Below are 21,264 nucleotides of genomic sequence, written 5' to 3'. Positions count from 1 at the left end.
GCAGAATAATCATACTTCTTACAGGGAATCTGTGTCATTGTCACAATGGCACAAAGAAAAACAAAGTATCTTTGTTACAAAGTTACAACGTACTATATTTTTAGCGTGCTCATTATACATACTTTGGTTTTATATTATTTTTAATTAAAATGGATCAATATTTTATTTCAAGGAAAAACCTTTCGTATCTTGAGTGCCAATTGCAAATTAAAGCGGACTTCCGAGTCGTCCAAATCCACTCCCAATATATCCTGAATCCTCTTTAATCGATATGTCATACTGTTGCGATGAAGATATAAAAGTTGAGCGGCTTTGAAAATATTTCCATTGGCATTGAAATATGCCTCCAAGGTTTTTACAAATTCACTTCGGGTTAAGGTATCCAAATGATCAAACCGGCCTAAAATCGCCTCATAGTATTCCTTCAACTCCGGCATATCCTTTAGCTTTGTAAGAATTTGATATACTCCTAAATCCCAAAAGCAATATACCCTTGCCAGTGGGTCTAAAATTCGTCCGATCTCCAGAGTCTCCCTGGCCTCACGATAAGCTGAGGGCAGCTGCCTGTAGTCCTCGCAAACCCGGCTCACTCCTACCGCAATTTCAAGCTCCGGAGCAAATCGCAGTAATTCCTGCTTGATTATCTCTACCCGCTGCATAGCCTGCTCCCTAGCGTGGCTATTGACCGTCATTGGACAAAGAACCGTGATCCACTCCTGTTTGCAAGCTACCAGTAAATCCTTTTGCTTTGCCATTAATTGATCGATTAGTATTGCCAGATCCCGCTGTTTACTAGCTGCCTCTTCCTGAACACTGCCTGCAAAATGTCTCCGCCGATATTCCTCTAAATTCACCAATTCAATCTGAATTATACTCCACGTCATATGTAAAGAAATCTGCAGCGATTTTGCCTGTTCCACTACTTCCTGATCCAGGGGCAGCTGCCCTTCCAATACATGAAATAAAAAATCATTGCGCTGACGGCGGGCAACCTCTTCCTCCACTACCTGCTTATAAATGGCCATTCCCGTTACAGTAGCAGCCTGTACCAATGCCCCCCAGTCTTCTTCCCGCATTCGATGGTAATCCTCCAATACGGCGATGTATCCAAGGATTTCATCATTGACCAAAACGGGTACCACCACCCAGGCCTGCTCACCTTGTTTACTGAATAAGACTTCCACACGGTCCGCTTTCTTAGTCTTGCGTATCTTATCAATAAAGCCTGTTCGTTCCAGATTATACAAATATTGATCCAGCGTTCTTCCCACATATGCCTTACGTTTGTGATTTTTATGCTCCTTTTCCCAAAAGGCAAACGAAAGCAATGAAAAATTCTGATCCGCTACAATGATGGTATTGCCCATCAAATTTGCAATGGTTTGTGAAATTTGCTGCAAATTCGCGCCGGAAAATGCTACTTGCGTAAGCTGTCTTTGGATTTCCTGAGAACGTCTTAAGATTGCGCTTTGCTGCAAAAAAATCTGTTCCAAACCTTCTCTAATAATATTGGCAAACACAGCCCCCTGAGGCAATTCTACAATGGGAAATTGCAGACGATTCGCCTCTTCAATCATTCGGGAAGATAGCAGAGTCAGATAGCGGCCAGGCTCAACAACAAGTCCGGCTGCTCCGATATCTTCCATATGAGCAATCAAAGTTTCCTGCAGCTGCTCATTTTCATGAAATGCAAACCCACTGGTAAGATATAAGACTCGTGGTTTAATCAGCACATCAATATCAGGATGTTCCAGTACATCAATATATTCCACTTCCCGGATAAGTCCCCGCACACCCGCCAAGGTATGGGATAGCTTGAAGGTTGGCAATTTTAACAAATCCTCTACCCGGACAGCCACATACATCATCTCCGTCCATTCAAATTCTCCCGGGACAAGGGGACGACAGGTTCCTTGTCCCACTACGTCCTGTCAATCACACTCTTTGAGATCCCAGTTACCCTTGCCAATTGTCTTAGGGTGACACCCTTGTGCTCTTTCATTTTTCTTATCACAGCATCCCGCTGTTCTCTTGTCAGTCGTTGCAATTCACTAATTGCAGCAATTCCTAATCCTTTCATATATTCCACGACCTCTGTATCCGATACATGCAGCCGTTCCTCATAGTCTAAGCATGCATCTGAATTTTTCTCCTTAGTGTGGCCTTTAAATAATTCCGCAGCTTTCCTTCTATCCTCTGAAAACATATCTAATGCAAAGTCAATATTGACGATAGTAGGAGTGCCAGTATACTCATGATAGCTGCTCCACAAGTATTTTCTGATATCCTTCGCAATTCCTGCTTTCATCGGATTTTGATGAATATATCGCAATGCCATAAGAAAATAGGCATCTGTTTCTATTACTTCACTTTTAAAACGCTCCTGAAACAAGTGCCCGCATCGTTCATATTTTTGATTATACCAATATACATAGCTGCTGCTGATTCGTTTTATTACTTGCGATATGGATTCCTCATTTTCTCGTATCAGTAAATGAATGTGGTTATCCATCAGACAATAACCATACAGCATGTAATTACTAACCCTTTTGTAATACCCTAACGTTTCAATAAACTTCTGTCGGTCTTCATCATTTTCGAATATCGTTTGCTTGTTAATTCCTCTTAAAATTAAATGATAGATTCCACTTCTGCTTCTCTCACGAGCCTGCCTTGGCATGGTATCACCTCAACTTATAGTATAGCATCTTTATTTTTCTGGGACAATGAACCTGTCCCCCCGTCCCAAGCAGGTTATTCCCCGGCTTTGTCCTTATTATAAAAATGACTCATCATTTCTTCAGGAACCATACTCCCCCCAGTAGCCCAGACAATATGCGTGGCATTTTTCATTTTCGATCTAAGATTGCTTTGTTCTAAATATTGCCTGCCTTTTGATTCTGCAAATAATTTAACGGGGCCAGCGAAACCTGCTAATGCAGATGGCTCAAGATAGATTCCTTCGGAATCCGCCAGCCTTCTGAGCAGTCGATATAATTCTTGATCTTGTATGGTAAAGACGCCGCTAATATCCTTCTCAAGAGTCTTCCCTACAAATCCCGATGGTCTGCCAACAGCAAGACCATCGGCATCAGTCACATTGTCAATTCCAAATTCTTGAACCGACACTTTGTCATGCAGCCTCGTCATAAGTCCCAGCAGCATGGCAGGAGAGTGAGTCGGTTCTGCAAAAAAGCAATGAACATGATCATCAAATACGGTCTTTAAACCAAAGGTAATACCGCCAGGTGCACCACCAACGCCGCAAGGAAGATAAACGAACAATGGATGGTCTTGGTCAACAAGAATCTGCAAATGCTCCAGCTGCTGTTTAAGCCTTTTGCCTGCAACAGCATAACCTAAAAATAGATTCTGAGAGTTTTCATCATCAATAAAGTAACTATTTTCTTCCTGTTGTGCTTGGATTCTACCTGCCTCAACGGCTTGAGCATAATCTGAATCATATTCCAATACAGTAACACCTTTTTCTCTGAGCAAATCCTTCTTCCACTGTTTGGCATCTGATGACATGTGAACAATCACTTTAAACCCTAATATAGCACCCATAATACCAATGCTAAGACCTAAATTTCCTGTCGATCCTACAACAATTGAATATCCGGAAAATAGCTCTCTGCATTTTTCACTAGCAAGAATCGTATAGTCATCAGTTTCAACTACTATCCTTTTTTCAATTGCTATATCCTCGGCGATTTTCAATACTTCATAAATACCGCCTCGTGCTTTAACCGACCCCGAAATGGGCAGATGACTATCGCACTTAAGATATAAGGAACCACTGATCTCTTGATTATATAACGCCTTAAGCTCTTCTTTCATTTTATCAATCTTCACAAGAGGCGATTCAATGATCCCCTTTGTTTCGCTAGTTTTCGGGAATACCTTTGCAATATATGGAGCAAATCTAAGAAGCCTTTTTTCCGCATCTTGGATATCAACTTCGCTTAAAATCGGGGTTATGATTCTGTCACTAGAACCTACATACTGAGGGTTTGTCCAAAACACTTCATGAGTCCTAATAATCTGCTCCAATAGTGGATGTTCCCTCTTCCATTCATCCATGCTTTTTCCTTGAATACGATTTTTCACTCTACATCCCCCCAAAACATATCCTTTACCGCACTTTGAAAAAATAAAAAGAAATGACTGTTTATATCTTTCTATTTTTTACCATATTTACAGTATATCACACCTTTTTATTTTTGGGACAATGAACCTGTCCCTGTCTTCACATAAGCGCATAATGATCCTTTCCAACATTTTATTTTTTACAAATAAGTTCCAAAATCATCCAGGCTAATAAATCTACTGATAAAACTTTTTTCTGCATATATGTAGCTGTAAGAGGTGGTTGCAGTGTGAAAACTATATATATTGCCAAAAGACAAATTATCTTATGTTTGTTATTTATGCTGCTGATAATTGGTACACTATATGCAGACGATGATAGGACTCATAAACTTTCCGGCAAAATCATTGTCGTGGATGCTGGCCACGGTGGCATTGACACTGGTGCAAATCACTCAGGTGTTCTTGAAAAAGACATTAACTTAGCTATAGCGTTAGAGCTAAAAAAGGTTCTTCATCAGTATGATGCTAAAGTAGTTCTCTCCCGTGAAGCGGACATTGAACTTAGCCCTGAGTGCAACAACGAAAAAGTCAAAGGACGCTACCATCGCGACTTGGCTGCTCGTGTAGAAATGGTCGAAGAATCGGATGCAGATTTATTTATTAGTCTTCACGCAAATGCTGCTTCAAATTCCAAAAGGCAAGGTCCAGAGGTTTTTTATTATGCGAAATCAGAACCCAGCAAGTCATTAGCAAATGTGATACAAAATGAACTCAGTAAAGTCATAAAATCCGCTCCAACCGCTAATCCCGGCAACTACTTTGTGCTGCGCCGCAACAAAATTCCTGCGGCCTTGATTGAAGTTGGCTATATCACGAATATAGAAGAACGCTCCCTCCTACAGTCACCGGAACATCAGCGAAAACTGGCAGAAGCAATTGCAAAAGGCATCTATAATTATTATTAGCAGCATCACAATGAAAAATAACGACCGATGAATCAAACCAATGTATTACTAAGGCAATGAATAGATATACTATCATTGATCAATCATTCAGAACTAAATAGGCTTTAATCCCATTAACTATCTATAAAACGGGAGTGTGATTACTATGGTCAAAGGTAAAATTGATACAATGCAGGAACTGAATGCAGCCCTTCCTAATAAACATGAAGTAGCAGAGGAACTGGGCATACCACTAGATCAAGGTCATAATAGCGAATTAACCACTAGCCAAGTTGGTAAAATTGGTGGCCGAATCGGTGGTCAAAAAGTAAAAATGATGATCGAAATGGCTGAAGAACAAATGGCAGAAAATTCAGCAGCAGAAGCTGCCGAAGCAAGCAACCATAAACAATAATTCAACCCAAAAATACCATCCTATGGATGGTATTTTTTAATGATTAGATTCACGATCTTCACTAAGTTGGTGGGACAAGGGACCTGTCCCCTTGTCCCACTTCAGGTGAGGGGTAAACCCTTCGAACGCTTTCCCCGCTGGTGGCAAACTTGGCTTAAGATCAACAGTCAATCATATGCGAATCAGGAATATCGCTTATGATATTTTCTCCATAAGCGGAGCCTGATGTTTGATACCCAACCAGGAAATCTCCATTTAATATCCGACAGGCAACGGCAACGACAGACAACGGAGTTAGTGTATACCCTGAAGGCAGGTCTGCAATTGGAATGGGACACGGGGACAGGTTCTTTGTCCCAAATTGAATGGGACACGGGGACAGGTTCTTTGTCCCAAATTAAAACCGATAAGTTCTAAATTGTCTTCTATCGCATGTCAACTAAAAGAGAAACTGCCCATAAATTTACTAACTAGTTATTATGGATAGCCTCTCTTTATAATGCTAAAACCTGTTTATCAATCTAAAGTTCCTTTTATCCTAATTAAAATGTAGTTCAAGCCTCTTACCTCTTCCATCTCTTGGAGCAAACAACTTGTCCCTTGCCCGTCCATCTTCAGCTTACCTTTCGACCTGCTACCTTATCGTTATTTTCTTTGCTCTTTAATTCGGTCTAAAATACCAGTTTCTTGGATTACTTTAGATAATTTTTCATTATCATCTAACCATTTTTTTTGAGATTCTTCAGGATTTAGATAATCAACTTGTAGTCCAATATTCTCTAAAGCATTTTTATATTCAGGGTCAATAATGATTGCTTTTAAGCCCTCAGCTAGCTTTGCTCTTACCTCAATGGGCATTTCTTTAGGAGCAGCCAATCCTACCCAATTATTTAATACAATATCCATCCCTAGCTCTTTGAATGTTGGTACTGACGCAAATACAGGATCAGCTAGGCGTTGTCCAGATGTCACTGCAAGCACTTTTATAGTACCCTTTTTCAAATGTTCTTTGGTTATTGCTTGAGTAGTAAAAACACCTTGAATATGCCCTCCTAGCAAAGCTGCCATTGAATCTGATCCGCCTAGGAAGGGAACGTGCTTAACGGAAATGCCTGCAGTATGGGTAAACATTTCACCAAGTACGTGAGGGAATGAACCCATACCACTGTTACCAATCTTTATTTCTCCGGGATGCTGCCCTGCGTATTTAACTAAATCATCAAGATTTTCCCATGGTTGATTTGCCTGTACTGCAAGCACCATTGGAAAAGAGGAAACCTGTACAAGTGGTTCTAAGGCAGTAGGATAATTATATTTGCCCGGGCTGTAAAGAGGCTGTAATATCATCTCAATTCCAGTAACCCCTATAGTATAGCCATCCGGAGTAGCACCAGCCAATTCATTCCACCCTATATTGCCTGCTCCTCCGGGCTTGTTGACAACAATTAGGGGTTGACCCAAATGTTGATTGGCAGTTCTTTCTAACGCTCGGGGTATCAAATCATAAGCTCCCCCAGCGCTAGTAGGAACAATTATGGTAATTGGTCTATCTGGATATTTTTTAGTTGTTGCTACCGTTTTAGACTCGCTCATGGTGCAGCCTCCTATAATAATTGAAATAAGTAATAAATATAAAGCTAATAACGAAATCAATACTTTCTTTTTCATAACTCTCCCTTCATTAAATTGTTATTTTTTTACTTTAAAGATAACATATTACATTTATTGTCTTTATTATCCAAAAGTTTTAAAATTCCTTTTAATTCAAACAAAAAAAGCCATCTCACTCAATTTAATTAAGCAAAGTGGCTTTCGAATCTAGGCTGAGAGTATAAAATGGGACAGGGGACAGGTTCCTTGTTTGTTTGTTTGTTTGTTTGTTTTTCTATCGATATGTCAACTAAAAGAGAAGTTGCCCATTGATTTATATAAATTTTTTCAAGGATTCTTTAACATCTTTTTCGTATACGCTACCATGATAACATATTAGCCTATCTATTTCATAATTTAATAACTTCTTGATTGATTTTTTTGCAGTTGCCATATCTAAAGTGTGTTGAGGATTTGCACCAATTAGCTCACCATTTTCTAGTACTAATGCATCTCCCGTTATTAGTGTTTTATTCTCTTCCAGATAAATGGAGATATGCCCTGGCATGTGTCCTGGAGTAGCAACAATTTCTATGCCGCCACAGCAAGGGAACCGGCCAATATGGATTTTCAATGGCACAGCAACAGATGATACCAGTCCAATATGGCTATTCTTCAGTACCACAGCAATAACATCACCTTATATTAAAAAATTTTAAAGAATAAATAGTTACTTATCCAGAAAAGCCGTCTACCGTAATGAGGTAGATGGCTTTTCTGTGGATAAACCTGTGAATAGTATGTGGATAGCTGTGGATAACTTTTTAAGTTTTGTGAATCCTTCTTCTCCAGTGCAATCAAATGTATGAAGATCAGTAAACTCCAAATACTAAACAGGAAATATTCTTGTAGCAAAGGTGGCTCTAGTATGGCAAAAACAATGAAAACAATGGATGGCAATCAGGCGGCTGCTGAAGCCTCTTACGCCCTTACTGAGGTTGCAATCATTTTTCCGATTACACCCTCATCACCGATGGCCGAAGGGGTTGATGAAGCATCAGCTCACGGCAAGAAGAACTTGTTTGACCAACCTGTAAAAGTTGTAGAGATGCAATCTGAGTCAGGTGCCTCAGCAGCAGTTCATGGCTCACTTCAGGCAGGAGCCCTCACAACAACGTATACGTCTTCCCAAGGGTTACTCTTGATGGTTCCTGAGATGTATAAAATGGCGGGTAATCTGGTACCGGCAGTTTTTCACGTAACCGCCCGTGCCCTAGCATCACATGCTTTGTCAATTTTCGGCGATCACCAAGATATTAACGCCTGCCGGCAAACCGGTTTTACCTTGCTTTGCTCTAACGACGTTCAAGAAGCTATGGATCTTGGTTATATTGCGCATCTTTCTGCAATCAAGTCCAGGGTACCATTCTTACATTTCTTTGACGGATTTAGAACATCTCATGAAATCCAGAAAATTGAAGTCACACCTGCTGACGCGATTACGAAACTTGTCGATCATAAAGCAATTGAAGAATTCAGAAATCGGGCCTTGAATCCTGAACACCCCGTATTAAGGGGCACTGCGGAAAACCCCGATATTTATTTCCAAAATCGCGAGGCCTCTAATCCTTTTATCGAAGCGATTCCTGACATTGTGGAAAACTACTTCCAAGAATTTAAGAAGATTACCGGTCGCGAATACCACCCCTTCGAGTACTACGGAGATACCGAAGCTGAGAACGTAATCGTGGCCATGGGTTCAGTTTGCAATACAACGGAAGAAACCATCGATTACATGCGAGCAAAAGGCGAAAAAGTTGGACTGCTCAAAGTTCACTTATACCGTCCGTTTTCTAAGAAATATTTTTTTGCGATTTTGCCTAAGTCTGTGAAGAAAATTGCTGTCCTTGACCGCACCAAAGAACCTGGAGCAACTGGTGAACCGCTCTATCTTGATGTGCTCCAGATGTTTAATCATGAACCCATAAAACCAGTGATAGTTGGCGGGAGATACGGCCTTGGATCAAAAGATACCACACCCAGTCACATCCTTGCTGTTTATGAGAATCTGAAACAAAGCCAACCTAAAGATCACTTCACAGTTGGAATTGTCGACGATGTCACCCACACCTCCCTGGCGATAAAAGAGTCGGTAGATACTACTCCTGAGGGCACGATTAGTTGTAAATTCTGGGGTCTTGGGTCTGATGGTACTGTTGGCGCCAATAAAACAGCGATCAAAATTATCGGAGACAATACCGACCTTTATGCACAAGGATACTTTGAATACGACAGTAAGAAATCCGGCGGTACAACAATATCTCATTTACGTTTTGGTAAAAAACCAATCAAATCCTCCTATTTAGTATCCGATGCCGACTATATTGCCTGCCATAACCGATCATTTCTTTATCATTACAACCTGCTTAAAGGGCTTAAAAAGAATGGTAACTTTGTACTTAACTGCCCTTGGGGGTCAGAAGAACTGGAAGACCATCTACCAGCCCTCTTCAAACGCTATATCGCGAAAAACAATATCAACTTCTATACTATAGATGCAATATCCATTGCGGAAGAAATTGGACTCGGCGGCCGCATTAATATGGTCATGCAGGCAGCTTTCTTTAAATTAGCGAACGTCATACCCGTCGAAGAATCCATTAAGTACCTAAAGGATTCCATCGAAAAAATGTACGGCAAAAAAGGTGCTAATATTGTTGCGATGAACCAAAAGGCTGTCGACCGTGGCGTTGATGGATTGCACCATGTTAAAGTTCCTGCTTCTTGGGCTAATGCTAAAGATGAAGATTTGCCCGTAAAAGATGAACCTGATTTCGTTAAAAACATTCAGCGTCCCATGGCTAGCCACGACGGGGACGACCTTCCGGTCAGCGCCTTTGTTGGCATGGAGGATGGAACGCATCCCCTTGGTACAACAAAATACGAGAAAAGAGGAATTGCCGTTTATCTTCCTGAATGGCAAATTGATAAATGTATTCAATGTAATCAATGTGCCTATGTATGTCCCCATGCGACCATCCGAGCTTTCCTCTTAAATGATGACGAAAAGGGAAAAGCTCCTGAGACTTTTAAGACGAAGGAACCCAAAAACAAAAAACTCGAAGGATATCATTACCGCATTCAAGTTGCTCCTCTTGATTGTACCGGATGCGGCAACTGTGCCGATATATGTCCGGCACCGGGAAAAGCGCTTATTATGAAGCCAGCAGACCATGAAATTGAGATGGAATCGGAAAACTGGGAATTTGCTATGAGGGTAACGGAAAAATCAGATTTAATGGAAAAAAATACTCTCTTTGGCAGCCAGCTTGCTAGGCCCCTTCTTGAATTTAACGGAGCTTGCCCAGGCTGCGGTGAGACTCCATATGTGAGACTCCTCACACAATTATATGGCGATCGCATGCTGATTGCCAATGCTACAGGCTGTTCTTCGATTTGGGGCGGCAGTTCCCCATCCATTCCTTATACAACGAATGCTGACGGAAGAGGACCAGCCTGGATGAATCCCCTATTTGAAGATAATGCCGAATTCGGCTACGGCATGTATCTTGGTTCAAACCAAATTCGCGAGAAAGTTGCCGATCTCATGCACCAGGGGTTAAAGAGTTCAATCAACGAAAACTTGAAGCAGTCCTTCCAGGAATGGCTTGACAATATGGAGGATGGTGCGGGGTCTAAAAAAGCTGCAGCCAAAGTACTTGAAGAGATGAAAAAGGAAACCGTCTCCGGCAATCCGATTCTATCCGAAATTATGGCCCGAAAAGATTATCTCGTGAAACCTTCCGTCTGGATTCTTGGCGGGGATGGCTTTGCTTACGATATTGGTTATAACGGATTGGACCATGTCATCGCCAGTGGAGATGATGTAAACATTTTCATTATGGATACAGAGGTTTATTCTAACACAGGCGGCCAAGCCTCAAAGGCTACACCGACAGCAGCCATTGCAAAGTTCGCAGCCGCCGGGAAGAAAATTCGCAAAAAAGATCTCGGGCTTATGGCTACAACATACGGCTACGTTTATGTCGCCCAAATCGCCATAGGGGCCAACATGAATCAAACTCTTAAAGCAATTACTGAAGCGGAAAGTTACAAAGGACCGTCCCTCATTATTGCTTATGCTTCTTGCGTAAACCATGGGATTAAAACCGGTATGGGCACGAGTATTCATGAGATGAAAAAAGCCGTTGAAGCTGGCTACTGGCATCTCTGGCGTCACGATCCCCGACTTAAAGATCAAGGAAAAAATCCTTTCGTACTCGATTCCAAGGAACCAACCGCTTCCTTCCAAGATTTCTTAAAGGGAGAAATTCGTTACTCCTCACTCAAGACCACTTTCCCGGAAATTGCGGATGGGATGTTTGCAACTGCAGAAAAACATGCCCAGGAAAAATATCTTACCTTAAAGCGTCTCGCAGAAATGCAATATTAAAAAAAAGCAGGGGTGTCTCAATATTTGAGATACCCCTGCATTCACTTTAGGAAATTAGGATAAGGAATTCGTATTTACCCATTCCCTGGCCTCAGCCACGGACTCCTCGCTGGGAACAGGAACATTTGACTCGGGCTTCGTTTTTTCGATATGTCCGCGCCAAGCCGCAGTCTCATGCCGCTCAATGGGATTTGCTTGAAACTTTTCTTTTGAACGATTTTCAGTCATAATAAATACCTCCTTTTAGTCCTCATCTTAGTATTTTATAATTTTTAATTTGGTAATTTTCATACTAATTATATTCCAAGTTCTTTACGCTTTTTTTCTATATGATCTACATAAATTTGCACCGTTTTGTCTGCATTAGTCTCCACTGTGAGTTTTCCTAATCCTAATGTTTCCGTTGTTTCTGTTAATGTTTTTACTACTAGGTCACTACCTGTTACAGAGGGAACAGGTGCCACGTGGACTAGCCAGCCAAGAGCAATAGCCGTACAAGCATCTGCAACTGCTTTTTGCTCTAAGTATTCTGGTGCACCAATGACAATCGGCAACATATTGGTATCTACATCTAACGCATCAGCAATTTCCTTAGCGGTCTGGGTCATTTTCCCTATATCTACACATGCGCCATAGGAGAGCACTGGCGGGATTCCTAATGCCTTACAAACTGCCTTTAACCCAGATCCAGCTTCTTCTGCTGCGCTTGGATCAGCAAGTCCAGTATACTGCATAACAGATGAAGTACAGCCCCCAGATAATACTAAAATATCTTTTTCAATAAGACCTTTGGTTATCCGGAATATATTACTGCCACCTTGCCCATAACGAGCCGTTGTACAGCCTACTATCGTAGCAATACCTCGAATTTTCCCTTCGACAATGGCATCAATAAGGGGCTTCCATGAACCACCCAGAGCTGCCTTCACTGACTCTGTACTAAATCCTATCATACAATTAGACACATGTGGCGGAATATACACTTCTCTATTTTCTGCTTTACGTTTCGAATAAGCTTCTATTGCCATATCCAGAATTTTTGCAGCCTGTGTACGCATCTCTTCCGGCTTAAACTCTACCACTTGTGTATCTGGCATACGAATGACTTCATGAGTACTAACCATTGTAGTACCAAATCGTTTAGCATACAGCGGGAGGGTTGGAATCGTACAGTTATAATCAAACATGAATAAATCAACGGCTCCAGTTGCAAACAAGTACTCTTCTGATAGCCATTCGCCTTCCTGTCCACCATATGCACTCATTTTTCCTGTATCCTCATAATTAAGTAACTGTTGGCCTTCACAAACATGCCCGAGTATTTGAAGACCAGTTGCCCCTGCCTTGCGTGCCTTTTCTTGCCATTCCGGAGTGGAAGCGAGTTCAATAACAATATGAGCTGTAAGAGGCATGTGCCCATTGGAAATAATATTTACCATATTTTTATCGAGTAGTCCCATATTTTGCTTTGCAGTTCTTATTTTTTGAGTGCCCATTAATATTTCTTGCAGTATATCAAGAGCGAACAATCCTTGGTATTCATTTGCAATACCTAGACGTACTGAAGTAAGTAAGAAATCAACTGGGTCAGCGTTAAGATTTGTCATACATTTTGTCTGGGCAAATGCAATTTCGCTAAACCCACCACCAGGGAATAATTTTAATTTGCGCCATAATTCCTGTCGTTTTGGAGGAGCGAAAGCTTTTGTCATTGACGACTCTTCCCAATAAGGTCTGCCCATATCTTCAAGTACCCAGTTGGCAAAATTAATTGCTACTCTGCTAACATCTTCGTGACTATCTAAGCCAGCCATCTCAGCATATTTAAGCAGCTTTTCTTTATCACGAATTCTTAAGCCACTCTCTGGCTTTTCAGCAGCTGCCTTCAAGGTACGAGCAGCTTGTTGTGCATGAAAAATATTGGCAGATGTCCCAATTGTTACGTGGCGATAAACAAAGTTTCTTGCAACCATTACATCTGCATCAACACCGCAATTACCACGCGGCGTTTTTGCATTGATGCGGCAGGGGCCGTTGGCACATAATTGGCAGGATAAACCCGATGTACAAAAATTACAGCGAATCCGTTCTTGCTGTTCGAATCGATCAAAAACATTCGTCAGTCCTTGCGCATGAACGTGCTGATACATTTCGCGCATTGCAGGATCCACAATAACATTTAGCGGATACCCCTCTTTACCTTGATCATGTGTCTGAATATGCTGACGCTGCCACTCATGTACTTGCTCCATCGATTTAGGTGATTTTTCAATATCATAGTATTTTTTTGAATTCTGGTGAACATCAAAATGACGATTGGGATCATTTGTACCGCTGGCATCACCTTTTCCGTCAATTGATTCTACATCACCACGGCTCGTCTGATCGGTGCTTTTTATCAACGTTTCATTTGACATTACGATTCCCCCTTATTTATGTTTATGAATATTAAGGATTTAACCTTCGATGAAAGAATATTAAATGATTAAATTGTGATCTCTCCGTAGAAATGTGTTTTACCTTCCATATGCTTACAACACTAGCTTTACGTAGAAAATAACTTTATTACTAGTATTCATCTAAATTGTAATTTTATATTCAAGGAATTTTGCACACACTATTTATATTTACTCTTCTAATTTAGGTTCCAAATTACGATTAACGTATTGTATTATTAAAGAAATTATTAGTCATACTACTATTAAATAAATAATAACAACTAAGGAGATGCATCAATGTTTAAACATGATAAACAGCTTCTACAAAATGTTCGAGTAGAAAAAGCAAACCCCACTTATGCAGCCATGCTAACGGAGCAATTAGGTGGTCCCCAAGGAGAAATGAAAGCAGCAATGCAATATATGGCTCAAAGTTTTCGAATTAAAGACGTAGCCATAAAAGACTTATTTATGGATATCGCTTCTGAGGAATTAAGTCATATGGAAATGGTAGCAACAACTATAAATTTATTGAACGGTCATGATTTGGATACAGAAGGCGTACAAGCAGGGCACATTCAAAGTCACGTTCTAACTGGACTAAATCCCTTAATGGCAAATGCCTCAGGTTACCTTTGGACTGCCGCCTATGTAAATGTCACAGGAGATTTGGCAGCAGATCTGTTATCAAATATTGCAGCAGAGCAGCGAGCTAAAGTTGTTTATGAATATCTTTATCGCCAAATTGAAGATCAACATGTCAGAAATACCATTGACTTTCTACTTAATCGAGAAGAAGCTCATAACACCTTATTCCGACAAGCATTTAATCAAATACAGGGAACCGGTTCCACTAAAGACTGGGGTGTAGATGAAAATGCACGACTCTATTTTGATCTGTCCACCCCTGGAAAGTACTTTGATATTAAGAATCCTCAGCCACCAGCTTTTCAAAATCCAGATCCTAATGCCAATCCTCCAAAATCTCCCAATCCTCTTATTCAGTAATAAGCAAAATTGTAACCAAGACGGCAACTGCCCTCTTGGTTACTTTTAAATTCACTTTATAGAATGTAGTGAGTCTTTTAATACATAGATTACGATAGGCTTGAGAAACTAATCATATAATTTACCTTAAAGGAGCGCTAAAATGAAAGCCATTACCTACCAAGGAATTAGAGATATACAAGTCGACAATGTAGACGATCCAAAGATTGAAAAAAATGATGATATTATCGTAAAAGTTACCTCTACCACCATTTGTGGTTCTGATTTACATCTCATTCGTGGAAGAATTCCCAAATTACCCAAGGGTTTTGTTATTGGCCATGAGGCTATGGGTATTGTTGAAGAAGTTGGCAAAGATGTCAAAAAGGTTAAAAAGGGTGATCGAGTCATTGTTCCTTTTCCTATAGCCTGTGGTCATTGCTCCTATTGTAATCATGGTTTATGGAGTCAATGTGATAATTCCAACGAACATGGTGAGGTCGGTGCACTCTTTGGTTATAGCGATCTTATGGGAGGCTATGACGGAGGCCAGGCTGAATACCTTAGAGTTCCTTATGCCAATGTAGGTCCTAGAGTCATTCCCGAAGAACTTACGGACGAGCAGGTACTTTTCCTGACAGATATCCTCCCGACATCCTATTGGGGGGTCGAAAATGGTGGTGTAAAAAATGGTGACACAGTAGTAATTTTAGGCTGCGGACCAGTTGGTCTACTCGCACAGAAATGGGCTGCTTATATGGGAGCAAACCGAATTATAGCTGTAGATAATATTGGTTATCGACTTGCTCATGCTAAGAAATTTAATCATGTAGAAACAATAAATTTCAATGAATATGATAATACAGGGGAAACGATTAAGGAAATAACTCATGGCGGAGCAGATGTAGTAATTGATTGCGTAGGCATGGATGGTGTGATGTCCAAAATTGAAGAAATTGAAACTATGTTAATGCTACAAGGTGGCTCAAAGTCTGCTCTTGAGATTGCATCCCAAGCTGTAAGAAAATGTGGAACAGTATCTGTAGTAGGCGTTTATGGAATGCGTTACAACAATTTTCCTTTTGGAGACTTTTTTTCACGAAACATAACTTTGAAAATGGGTCAGTGCCCTGCTCATGCTTACGTAGATCCCATTTTAAAATTAATAAAAGAAGAAAAGTTTGATGCTACCGATATCATCACCCACCGCATGCCGCTTACTGATGGTAAGAAAGCCTATGACTTATTTGATAATCGGCTTGATAATTGTATTAAAGTTATATTAAAACCCTAGAATTAAAGAATAGGTTGCATTTCTCATGAAAACACAGGAATATTTTTGCTTTACTTTCGTATATCCATTTTAGAATTTATGCAATTGCATCGTCCTAAAAGAATCCCTCCAAGAACGGCTAAGCATTCAGCCGTTCTTGGAGGGATTTCATCATTATTTTATTTTTTCAGGTGCCAGTATTAATTTAATGGGCAGATTGGAAGCTCCTGGGGGGCTGAATGTCATCCATAGGGACTTGCCGCTTTCATAGGTGCCAAGATAAGCACTTTCACTGATTTTGTTAGCGCCAAAAGACATTGCATCGGCGGGGGTCGGGATCGTATGTACATCCTGATGACGATATTCTAAGCCTAGCCATCCTGCATAGTCCCCTCCGCGAGGATTCAAATAGTAAGATATTTCATCACCGGAAGTGGAAGGCAGGTATATTTTATATACAATACCATAATTTCCATAGTTCAGCGTTGGCGTACCGTCCGTAGCATCAATGCCTCTGACATATTGGTCAAGGTAATTATCCGCCAGAGTAAGAGCAACGGTACCACTTTTCTTGCTATCGTAGGTTTGTTTGCCAACAAGCAATCGATCTTTGCCTTCAAATGTTCCTCGCAAACGATGTTCACCCGGATCAGCAGGCAATACTTTTGCTTGTGCTGCAAATTCTTTAGCATCAGCATCTAAAGGCATCATCATTACCTTTATGGTAACTGGATGATCAATTATTAAGTCATACATGCCATTTACCAGCATATTCGTTTCTACGACGCTGTGATCCAGGGAAGAGATCAAGCTTTTTGATTCTTTGCAGGGAACTTCTATCAGATACAGGTTACCGCCTTCTAAGTATTCCTGCTGTACCTCTTTGCCGACTTGCAAATAATCAAGGCTTGGACCGCCTAATCCATTTTTAGTGACTGTGATATGAGCCGTCTTTTCCCCGTTATTTTCCAGCAATACCACAATTTTTTTGCCTTCCGCTGTTGCATTTACATGATGAAAGAAGAGACGAATGTCACCACTTACTGTATCTTGATACATAATTCCATCATCGGGCACCATTTCAGGGCTATCAGAAAGTAATAATTTCCCGCTGGAAGATGATACGGTAACGGGCCATTCTGATAAGGTCAAACCATTTAATTTAACAGTCGAATAGGTATCGACTGCCAATGCTGTACTATGTAACATCACAAACATAATCAGCGGCACTATGCCAAACTTAATCCAATACAATATGCTACCCCCTTGTTAAGACATAGCATCATTATACCAATACCTTAATCTTATGTAAAATGACAAAATAATACCATTATGTCAGTTTTTGTAACATTTTATCATCTGACGGGCCTTATTATGCATTTTACAGTTGATTAGTACCTGCAGCTTGCTTTGCAGCATCGATTGCCCGATGAGATAAATCAATGGATTGTCCAAGAGTATGCAGTTCTTGTACAGAGTTATGAAAACCCATACTGTTCGATGCCGCTACATAATCCCAGTACCATTGAGCCTGACGCAATAATTCCCGTGCATTGGTCAGCTGCGTCTGATTGGCATTGGGGATGTTTCCGGCTTTGGCTATGATCTCATGGGCCTTAGCCACGTTTAGTCCGGCAGTATGCTGCAATTGCCAAACATTATCCTGGGTAGCTTTTACTTGATTATACAGTTGGTCTGTGCCATCTTTATGGCAAGGCATACAAGACGCATCCAAATTTTTTAAAGGGCTTGTCATCCAATGAGAACTATATTTCTGTCCATTTTCGCGAATATAGGGCATATGACAATCTGCACAAGATACGCCGAATTTTGCATGGACACCATTTTGCCATTCTTCGAAATCAGCGTGCTGGGCTTTTAATATGGGTGTTTTCGAATCCGGGTGTATAAAATCCTGCTGAAATCCATTGGGTTTTGCAGCATAATATTGATACATTTGCTGAGGTGTAGTCCCTTGATCCCAAGGAAATATGACCCGTGATGTACCTGGTTCAAAATAATATTCCGAATGGCATTGTCCGCATACATAGCTGCGCATTTCTTCCCGGCTCGCCTTATTTACATCAATGCCCTGACGCCCCATTGCTTCAATAAATGCAGGATTAATGACCCTAAGATTCATAGTCTCTGGATCATGACAGTTGGCGCAGCTGACAGGGTGCTTGGATTTATCAAGAAGCTCGGTTAAAGGCTGATTGGCAAATCCCCAGCCCGATTCCTTATAAAATTGTTCCACATAGGGTGTTTTACAGGTAATGCATGCACCTTTGCTAGTAGGGCCAATACGTTTGGATTCCTTAAGATCTTCTATGGAATACAAATGTCCTCTATCTTCTGTATAATCCTTGCTAAAGGGATTGCCTTTAAAATTAGTGTAAATTTCAGGCTGCATATCTGCTTTTGGTACTTTGACGCTTCCTCCATACCCCGTTGGTGAGGCTGCCATCTCTAAGTTCTTTTGGTAGCTGGCATACTCCAAAGGATATGCTTTTCCCCAAACAGCCGGATCATATTCCCCGGCAGCTAACGATGATAATTTCATAGTTGACGGCGGTTTAACGGCCCATACACGAACCACAATAACACCAAAGAAAACGATCATCATCCCTAAAAATACGGCTAAAAATTTCTGCGCCCTATTCAACGTTAACCCCTCCTGGACTCCTATTTTGACCATGAACGATACCACGATGACATTTTATGCAGCTTTGTCCACCTGCTGCCATGGCTGTATTTTCCACAGTAGAAAAATGGCAGCGCAGACAATTTCCCTCTGTAATCCTCTTGCCTTTCGGCGTAAAATATAAGGTATCAGGATAGTCACGCAGAAATTCATGATATACATCCCGCATGCCGTTTTCACCCTTTACGTACATCATAGAAAGAATATTGTCATGAGGAACATGGCAGTCACTGCAGGTTACGGTTTTATGATTTGATGCCTGCCACGTATAATATACATGATTCATAGAATGGCAGCTGCCACAAAAATTCGGACCGCTGGAATATACAAACCCTGCACCGGACAATGCCATTCCCACCACCGCAACCACAATACCCAGCAAAATTAATTTAAGTGAACTACGCTCCAGGAATTTCCCTAAATCCAACCACCCCACTCCTTTCTATTTTTTAATCCTTGCTGAATATAATCTAAATTTACAAGGCATAGCTATGCAAACCAGGCAATAATACATTCACGCCGATAAAAGTAAAGAGTACGGTAATGAAACCAATTACTGCCCAATTCATTGCCTTTTTGCCCCGCCAGCCTAAAGCTACGCGACCATGCAGATACATTGCATAAATTAACCATGTAATCAGTGACCATGTTTCTTTAGGGTCCCACCGCCAGTAGGATCCCCAGGCATACTCTGCCCAAACGGCTCCTGTTACAATGAGCAGGGTTAGAAACGGAACAGCAAAGTGAATACACCGATTCACTAAGGTGTCTAATATAGCTAATGACGGCAGCAGGCTTATCATTGTTCCTTGTTCACCCGCTTCTTCCAAACGCTGCCGCCACAAATACATGATTGCCAACGCGAAAGAAATCGCCAGTGCCCCATAGGCAATAACCGCTGTGATGACATGAATAAGTAGCCAATTGCTTTTAAGAGCAGGCATGAGAGGACGAACCTCTTGATAAAAGCTGGAAAATATACCTGTTAAAACAAAAGCTACTGGCAATACAAAGGCACCCAGAGAGTAATTCTTGTAACGATAAGCAATGTACAAATAGAAAAAAATCAGTCCCCAGACAAAAGCCATACCAAATTCATACATATTAGCAAAGGGGATGCGCCCAGCCTGCAGAGTACGGGAAGTTAGGGCTAATGTATTCACTACAAAACCAATCACCGTCAAAGCAATTGCCCAGCGCCCAAGCCTTTCCTTCAGCCAAATAAGATGTCCAATATTAAAACAACTTGCTAAAAAGTAACTGACAAAAGCAGAATTAAAAAACTCTTTTTCCAAAGCACCCACACGATTTCACCTATCCTTTTTGATTACTCGCCAAAATTGTTTTTTTATAAAGACTGGCAAAAAAGCCAAAGGCAAGCAAAAGAAACCCAAACCATACCAGGGGTATTCCAGGGTCTCGTTTAATGAGCAGCCCCGAAAAAGGCTGTGCCTCTATAAATTTCACCATTCCCATTTGGGGGCCGATGAATCTGCTGCTGCCTAAAGGTGCAGCTCCCCAATCATATTCTCGCCCGCCTTTATAGACAATATACATAATTTGAGGATTCAATCCCCCGACATACCGCACTGGCAGAATCATCATATCTCCCTCAAGCATCATCCCTCGTCCCTCACCCAGGCTGGCTTCCCGTAGCACCTTGCCAGCAGTATCTAAATACTGGGTTTGTATTGCCATGCCAAAAGAAGATTGATAAATGCTTACCCCCTGGTAGATCAAAGGATGATTGACTTTCACCTCTTGAGTAAATCCATTCTGTCCATTATGTTCAATACGAATGTGACTGATCCAATCCGAAACTGTTCCATCAGCATAATATTGGGTTTCAAAATTCTCCAGGTGTAATGTAAAAGGTTCACCAATTCCCCTGTATTTTTCCTGAGTAATTTCATAATCCTTCCCAACAGAAAGATTGATTTCCTCGCTAAATCCATAGACATTCCCATATAACGCTCCCAAGACAATTAAGACAATCGCCATGTGCACTGCAAATGTCCCCCAAGGATCCAAATGTCGCCATTTATTTGAAAGGCATAAAGCAGCAAGCTGCTTCATGCTGCAGATAAAAGTGCTGCCGCAAATTAAGGTTAGCAATAAGCGGAAGCCCATACTATGATAGATATCATATCTCTGAGGTGAAATGACAGTCCCTATCATCGCTGCCCCAGCCAGCAGCATGAGCAATGCCATTGCAACCTTCATAGACGTAATGAAATGCAGTACCTGAAAAACCTTTTTTCTATATATTGTCTGCTGGACGATTACATCCTGTTCGTTCATCTTACCCTCCCGCTTATCTTTGAGTTACCATGCTAGTATTCCATATTTGGTAAAAAAAATGAGTCAG

17 protein-coding genes are annotated in these 21,264 nt (G+C 41.0%); 5 read left to right on the top strand and 12 right to left on the bottom strand.

The window, feature by feature from the left end; all coding sequences use genetic code 11:
* Positions 1-167: 167 nt before the first annotated feature.
* From FR7_RS04790 to FR7_RS04780, 3 genes are all read right to left on the bottom strand, one after another.
* Positions 168-1,922, bottom strand: a complete 1,755-nt coding sequence (locus FR7_RS04790) for a PucR family transcriptional regulator (RefSeq protein ID WP_007952376.1) — start codon at positions 1,920-1,922, stop codon at positions 168-170.
* On the bottom strand, positions 1,922-2,680 hold the full coding sequence (locus FR7_RS04785; protein ID WP_007930368.1) for a transposase: 759 nt from the start codon (positions 2,678-2,680) through the stop codon (positions 1,922-1,924). Before FR7_RS04785 ends, FR7_RS04790 begins: the two co-directional genes overlap by 1 nt.
* 74 nt (positions 2,681-2,754) lie before the next feature.
* The gene (locus FR7_RS04780) at positions 2,755-4,110 is read right to left on the bottom strand and encodes a D-serine ammonia-lyase (RefSeq protein ID WP_007930367.1); all 1,356 of its coding nucleotides are present in this window, start codon (positions 4,108-4,110) and stop codon (positions 2,755-2,757) included.
* Between the two features lie 269 nt (positions 4,111-4,379).
* On the opposite strand from FR7_RS04780, the gene FR7_RS04775 reads away from it, so the two are divergent.
* Positions 4,380-5,057, top strand: coding sequence for an N-acetylmuramoyl-L-alanine amidase family protein (locus tag FR7_RS04775; protein WP_007930366.1), 678 nt, complete (start codon positions 4,380-4,382; stop codon positions 5,055-5,057).
* 145 nt (positions 5,058-5,202) lie between these two features.
* Complete coding sequence (locus FR7_RS04770) at positions 5,203-5,451, top strand: alpha/beta-type small acid-soluble spore protein (protein ID WP_007930365.1); 249 nt, start codon at positions 5,203-5,205, stop codon at positions 5,449-5,451.
* A 645-nt stretch (positions 5,452-6,096) separates the two neighbouring features.
* Here the strand turns inward: FR7_RS04770 and FR7_RS04760 are convergent.
* Together FR7_RS04760 and FR7_RS04755 are read right to left on the bottom strand one after the other, a co-directional pair.
* The gene (locus FR7_RS04760; RefSeq protein WP_040543823.1) at positions 6,097-7,044 is read right to left on the bottom strand and encodes a Bug family tripartite tricarboxylate transporter substrate binding protein; all 948 of its coding nucleotides are present in this window, start codon (positions 7,042-7,044) and stop codon (positions 6,097-6,099) included.
* 331 nt (positions 7,045-7,375) lie between these two features.
* A complete protein-coding gene (locus tag FR7_RS04755; RefSeq protein ID WP_007952370.1) occupies positions 7,376-7,726 on the bottom strand; it encodes an MBL fold metallo-hydrolase in 351 nt (116 codons plus the stop codon).
* Between the two features lie 243 nt (positions 7,727-7,969).
* On the opposite strand from FR7_RS04755, the gene nifJ reads away from it, so the two are divergent.
* Positions 7,970-11,494, top strand: a complete 3,525-nt coding sequence (gene nifJ / locus FR7_RS04750; protein WP_007952368.1) for a pyruvate:ferredoxin (flavodoxin) oxidoreductase — start codon at positions 7,970-7,972, stop codon at positions 11,492-11,494.
* Between the two features lie 54 nt (positions 11,495-11,548).
* On the opposite strand, the gene FR7_RS23030 is transcribed toward nifJ, so the two are convergent.
* Together FR7_RS23030 and cooS are read right to left on the bottom strand one after the other, a co-directional pair.
* Positions 11,549-11,722, bottom strand: a complete 174-nt coding sequence (locus tag FR7_RS23030; RefSeq protein ID WP_007930360.1) for a CDIF630_02480 family spore surface protein — start codon at positions 11,720-11,722, stop codon at positions 11,549-11,551.
* A 68-nt stretch (positions 11,723-11,790) separates the two neighbouring features.
* Positions 11,791-13,911 (bottom strand): anaerobic carbon-monoxide dehydrogenase catalytic subunit, encoded by a 2,121-nt coding sequence (gene cooS / locus FR7_RS04745; RefSeq protein WP_007952367.1) that lies wholly within the window; start codon positions 13,909-13,911, stop codon positions 11,791-11,793.
* Between the two features lie 318 nt (positions 13,912-14,229).
* Here cooS and FR7_RS04740 point away from each other — a divergent pair, with 318 nt between their 5' ends.
* On the top strand, positions 14,230-14,940 hold the full coding sequence (locus FR7_RS04740; protein ID WP_007930355.1) for a manganese catalase family protein: 711 nt from the start codon (positions 14,230-14,232) through the stop codon (positions 14,938-14,940).
* Positions 14,941-15,082: 142 nt separating this feature from the next.
* Positions 15,083-16,213: a zinc-dependent alcohol dehydrogenase gene (locus FR7_RS04735; RefSeq protein ID WP_007930354.1), complete on the top strand. Its 1,131-nt coding sequence runs from the start codon at positions 15,083-15,085 to the stop codon at positions 16,211-16,213.
* Between the two features lie 153 nt (positions 16,214-16,366).
* Here FR7_RS04735 and FR7_RS04730 read toward each other — a convergent pair whose 3' ends face one another.
* The 5 genes from FR7_RS04730 to FR7_RS04710 form a co-directional block, all read right to left on the bottom strand.
* Entirely contained in the window at positions 16,367-17,446 is a 1,080-nt protein-coding gene (locus FR7_RS04730; protein ID WP_007930353.1) for a hypothetical protein, read from the bottom strand.
* A gap of 127 nt (positions 17,447-17,573) precedes the next feature.
* The gene (locus FR7_RS04725; protein WP_007930352.1) at positions 17,574-18,857 is read right to left on the bottom strand and encodes an ammonia-forming cytochrome c nitrite reductase subunit c552; all 1,284 of its coding nucleotides are present in this window, start codon (positions 18,855-18,857) and stop codon (positions 17,574-17,576) included.
* Positions 18,850-19,332 carry a cytochrome c3 family protein gene (locus FR7_RS04720; protein WP_237714754.1) on the bottom strand — a complete coding sequence of 161 codons (483 nt, stop codon included), beginning with the start codon at positions 19,330-19,332 and terminating at the stop codon, positions 18,850-18,852. Before FR7_RS04720 ends, FR7_RS04725 begins: the two co-directional genes overlap by 8 nt.
* 40 nt (positions 19,333-19,372) lie before the next feature.
* Positions 19,373-20,200 (bottom strand): c-type cytochrome biogenesis protein CcsB, encoded by an 828-nt coding sequence (gene ccsB / locus FR7_RS04715; RefSeq protein WP_007952366.1) that lies wholly within the window; start codon positions 20,198-20,200, stop codon positions 19,373-19,375.
* Between the two features lie 10 nt (positions 20,201-20,210).
* Entirely contained in the window at positions 20,211-21,197 is a 987-nt protein-coding gene (locus FR7_RS04710; protein ID WP_007952365.1) for a cytochrome c biogenesis ResB family protein, read from the bottom strand.
* Between the last annotated feature and the right edge of the window lie 67 nt (positions 21,198-21,264).

Source organism: Pelosinus fermentans DSM 17108 (assembly GCF_000271485.2).
Taxonomy (GTDB): Bacteria; Bacillota; Negativicutes; order DSM-13327; family DSM-13327; genus Pelosinus; species Pelosinus fermentans.
The sequence above is the reverse complement of the archived record's forward strand: the minus strand, read 5'-3'. Positions and strand labels throughout refer to the sequence as shown.

Bases quoted from the DNA above. Each gene is read 5' to 3' on its own strand.
- FR7_RS04710 (WP_007952365.1), bottom strand. From the start codon at position 21,197: ATGAACGAACAGGATGTAATCGTCCAGCAGACAATATATAGAAAAAAG.
- FR7_RS04785 (WP_007930368.1), bottom strand. From the start codon at position 2,680: ATGCCAAGGCAGGCTCGTGAGAGAAGCAGAAGTGGAATCTATCATTTA.
- FR7_RS04760 (WP_040543823.1), bottom strand. From the start codon at position 7,044: ATGAGCGAGTCTAAAACGGTAGCAACAACTAAAAAATATCCAGATAGA.
- FR7_RS04740 (WP_007930355.1), top strand. From the start codon at position 14,230: ATGTTTAAACATGATAAACAGCTTCTACAAAATGTTCGAGTAGAAAAA.
- FR7_RS04770 (WP_007930365.1), top strand. From the start codon at position 5,203: ATGGTCAAAGGTAAAATTGATACAATGCAGGAACTGAATGCAGCCCTT.
- FR7_RS23030 (WP_007930360.1), bottom strand. From the start codon at position 11,722: ATGACTGAAAATCGTTCAAAAGAAAAGTTTCAAGCAAATCCCATTGAG.
- cooS (WP_007952367.1), bottom strand. From the start codon at position 13,911: ATGTCAAATGAAACGTTGATAAAAAGCACCGATCAGACGAGCCGTGGT.
- nifJ (WP_007952368.1), top strand. From the start codon at position 7,970: ATGGCAAAAACAATGAAAACAATGGATGGCAATCAGGCGGCTGCTGAA.
- FR7_RS04735 (WP_007930354.1), top strand. From the start codon at position 15,083: ATGAAAGCCATTACCTACCAAGGAATTAGAGATATACAAGTCGACAAT.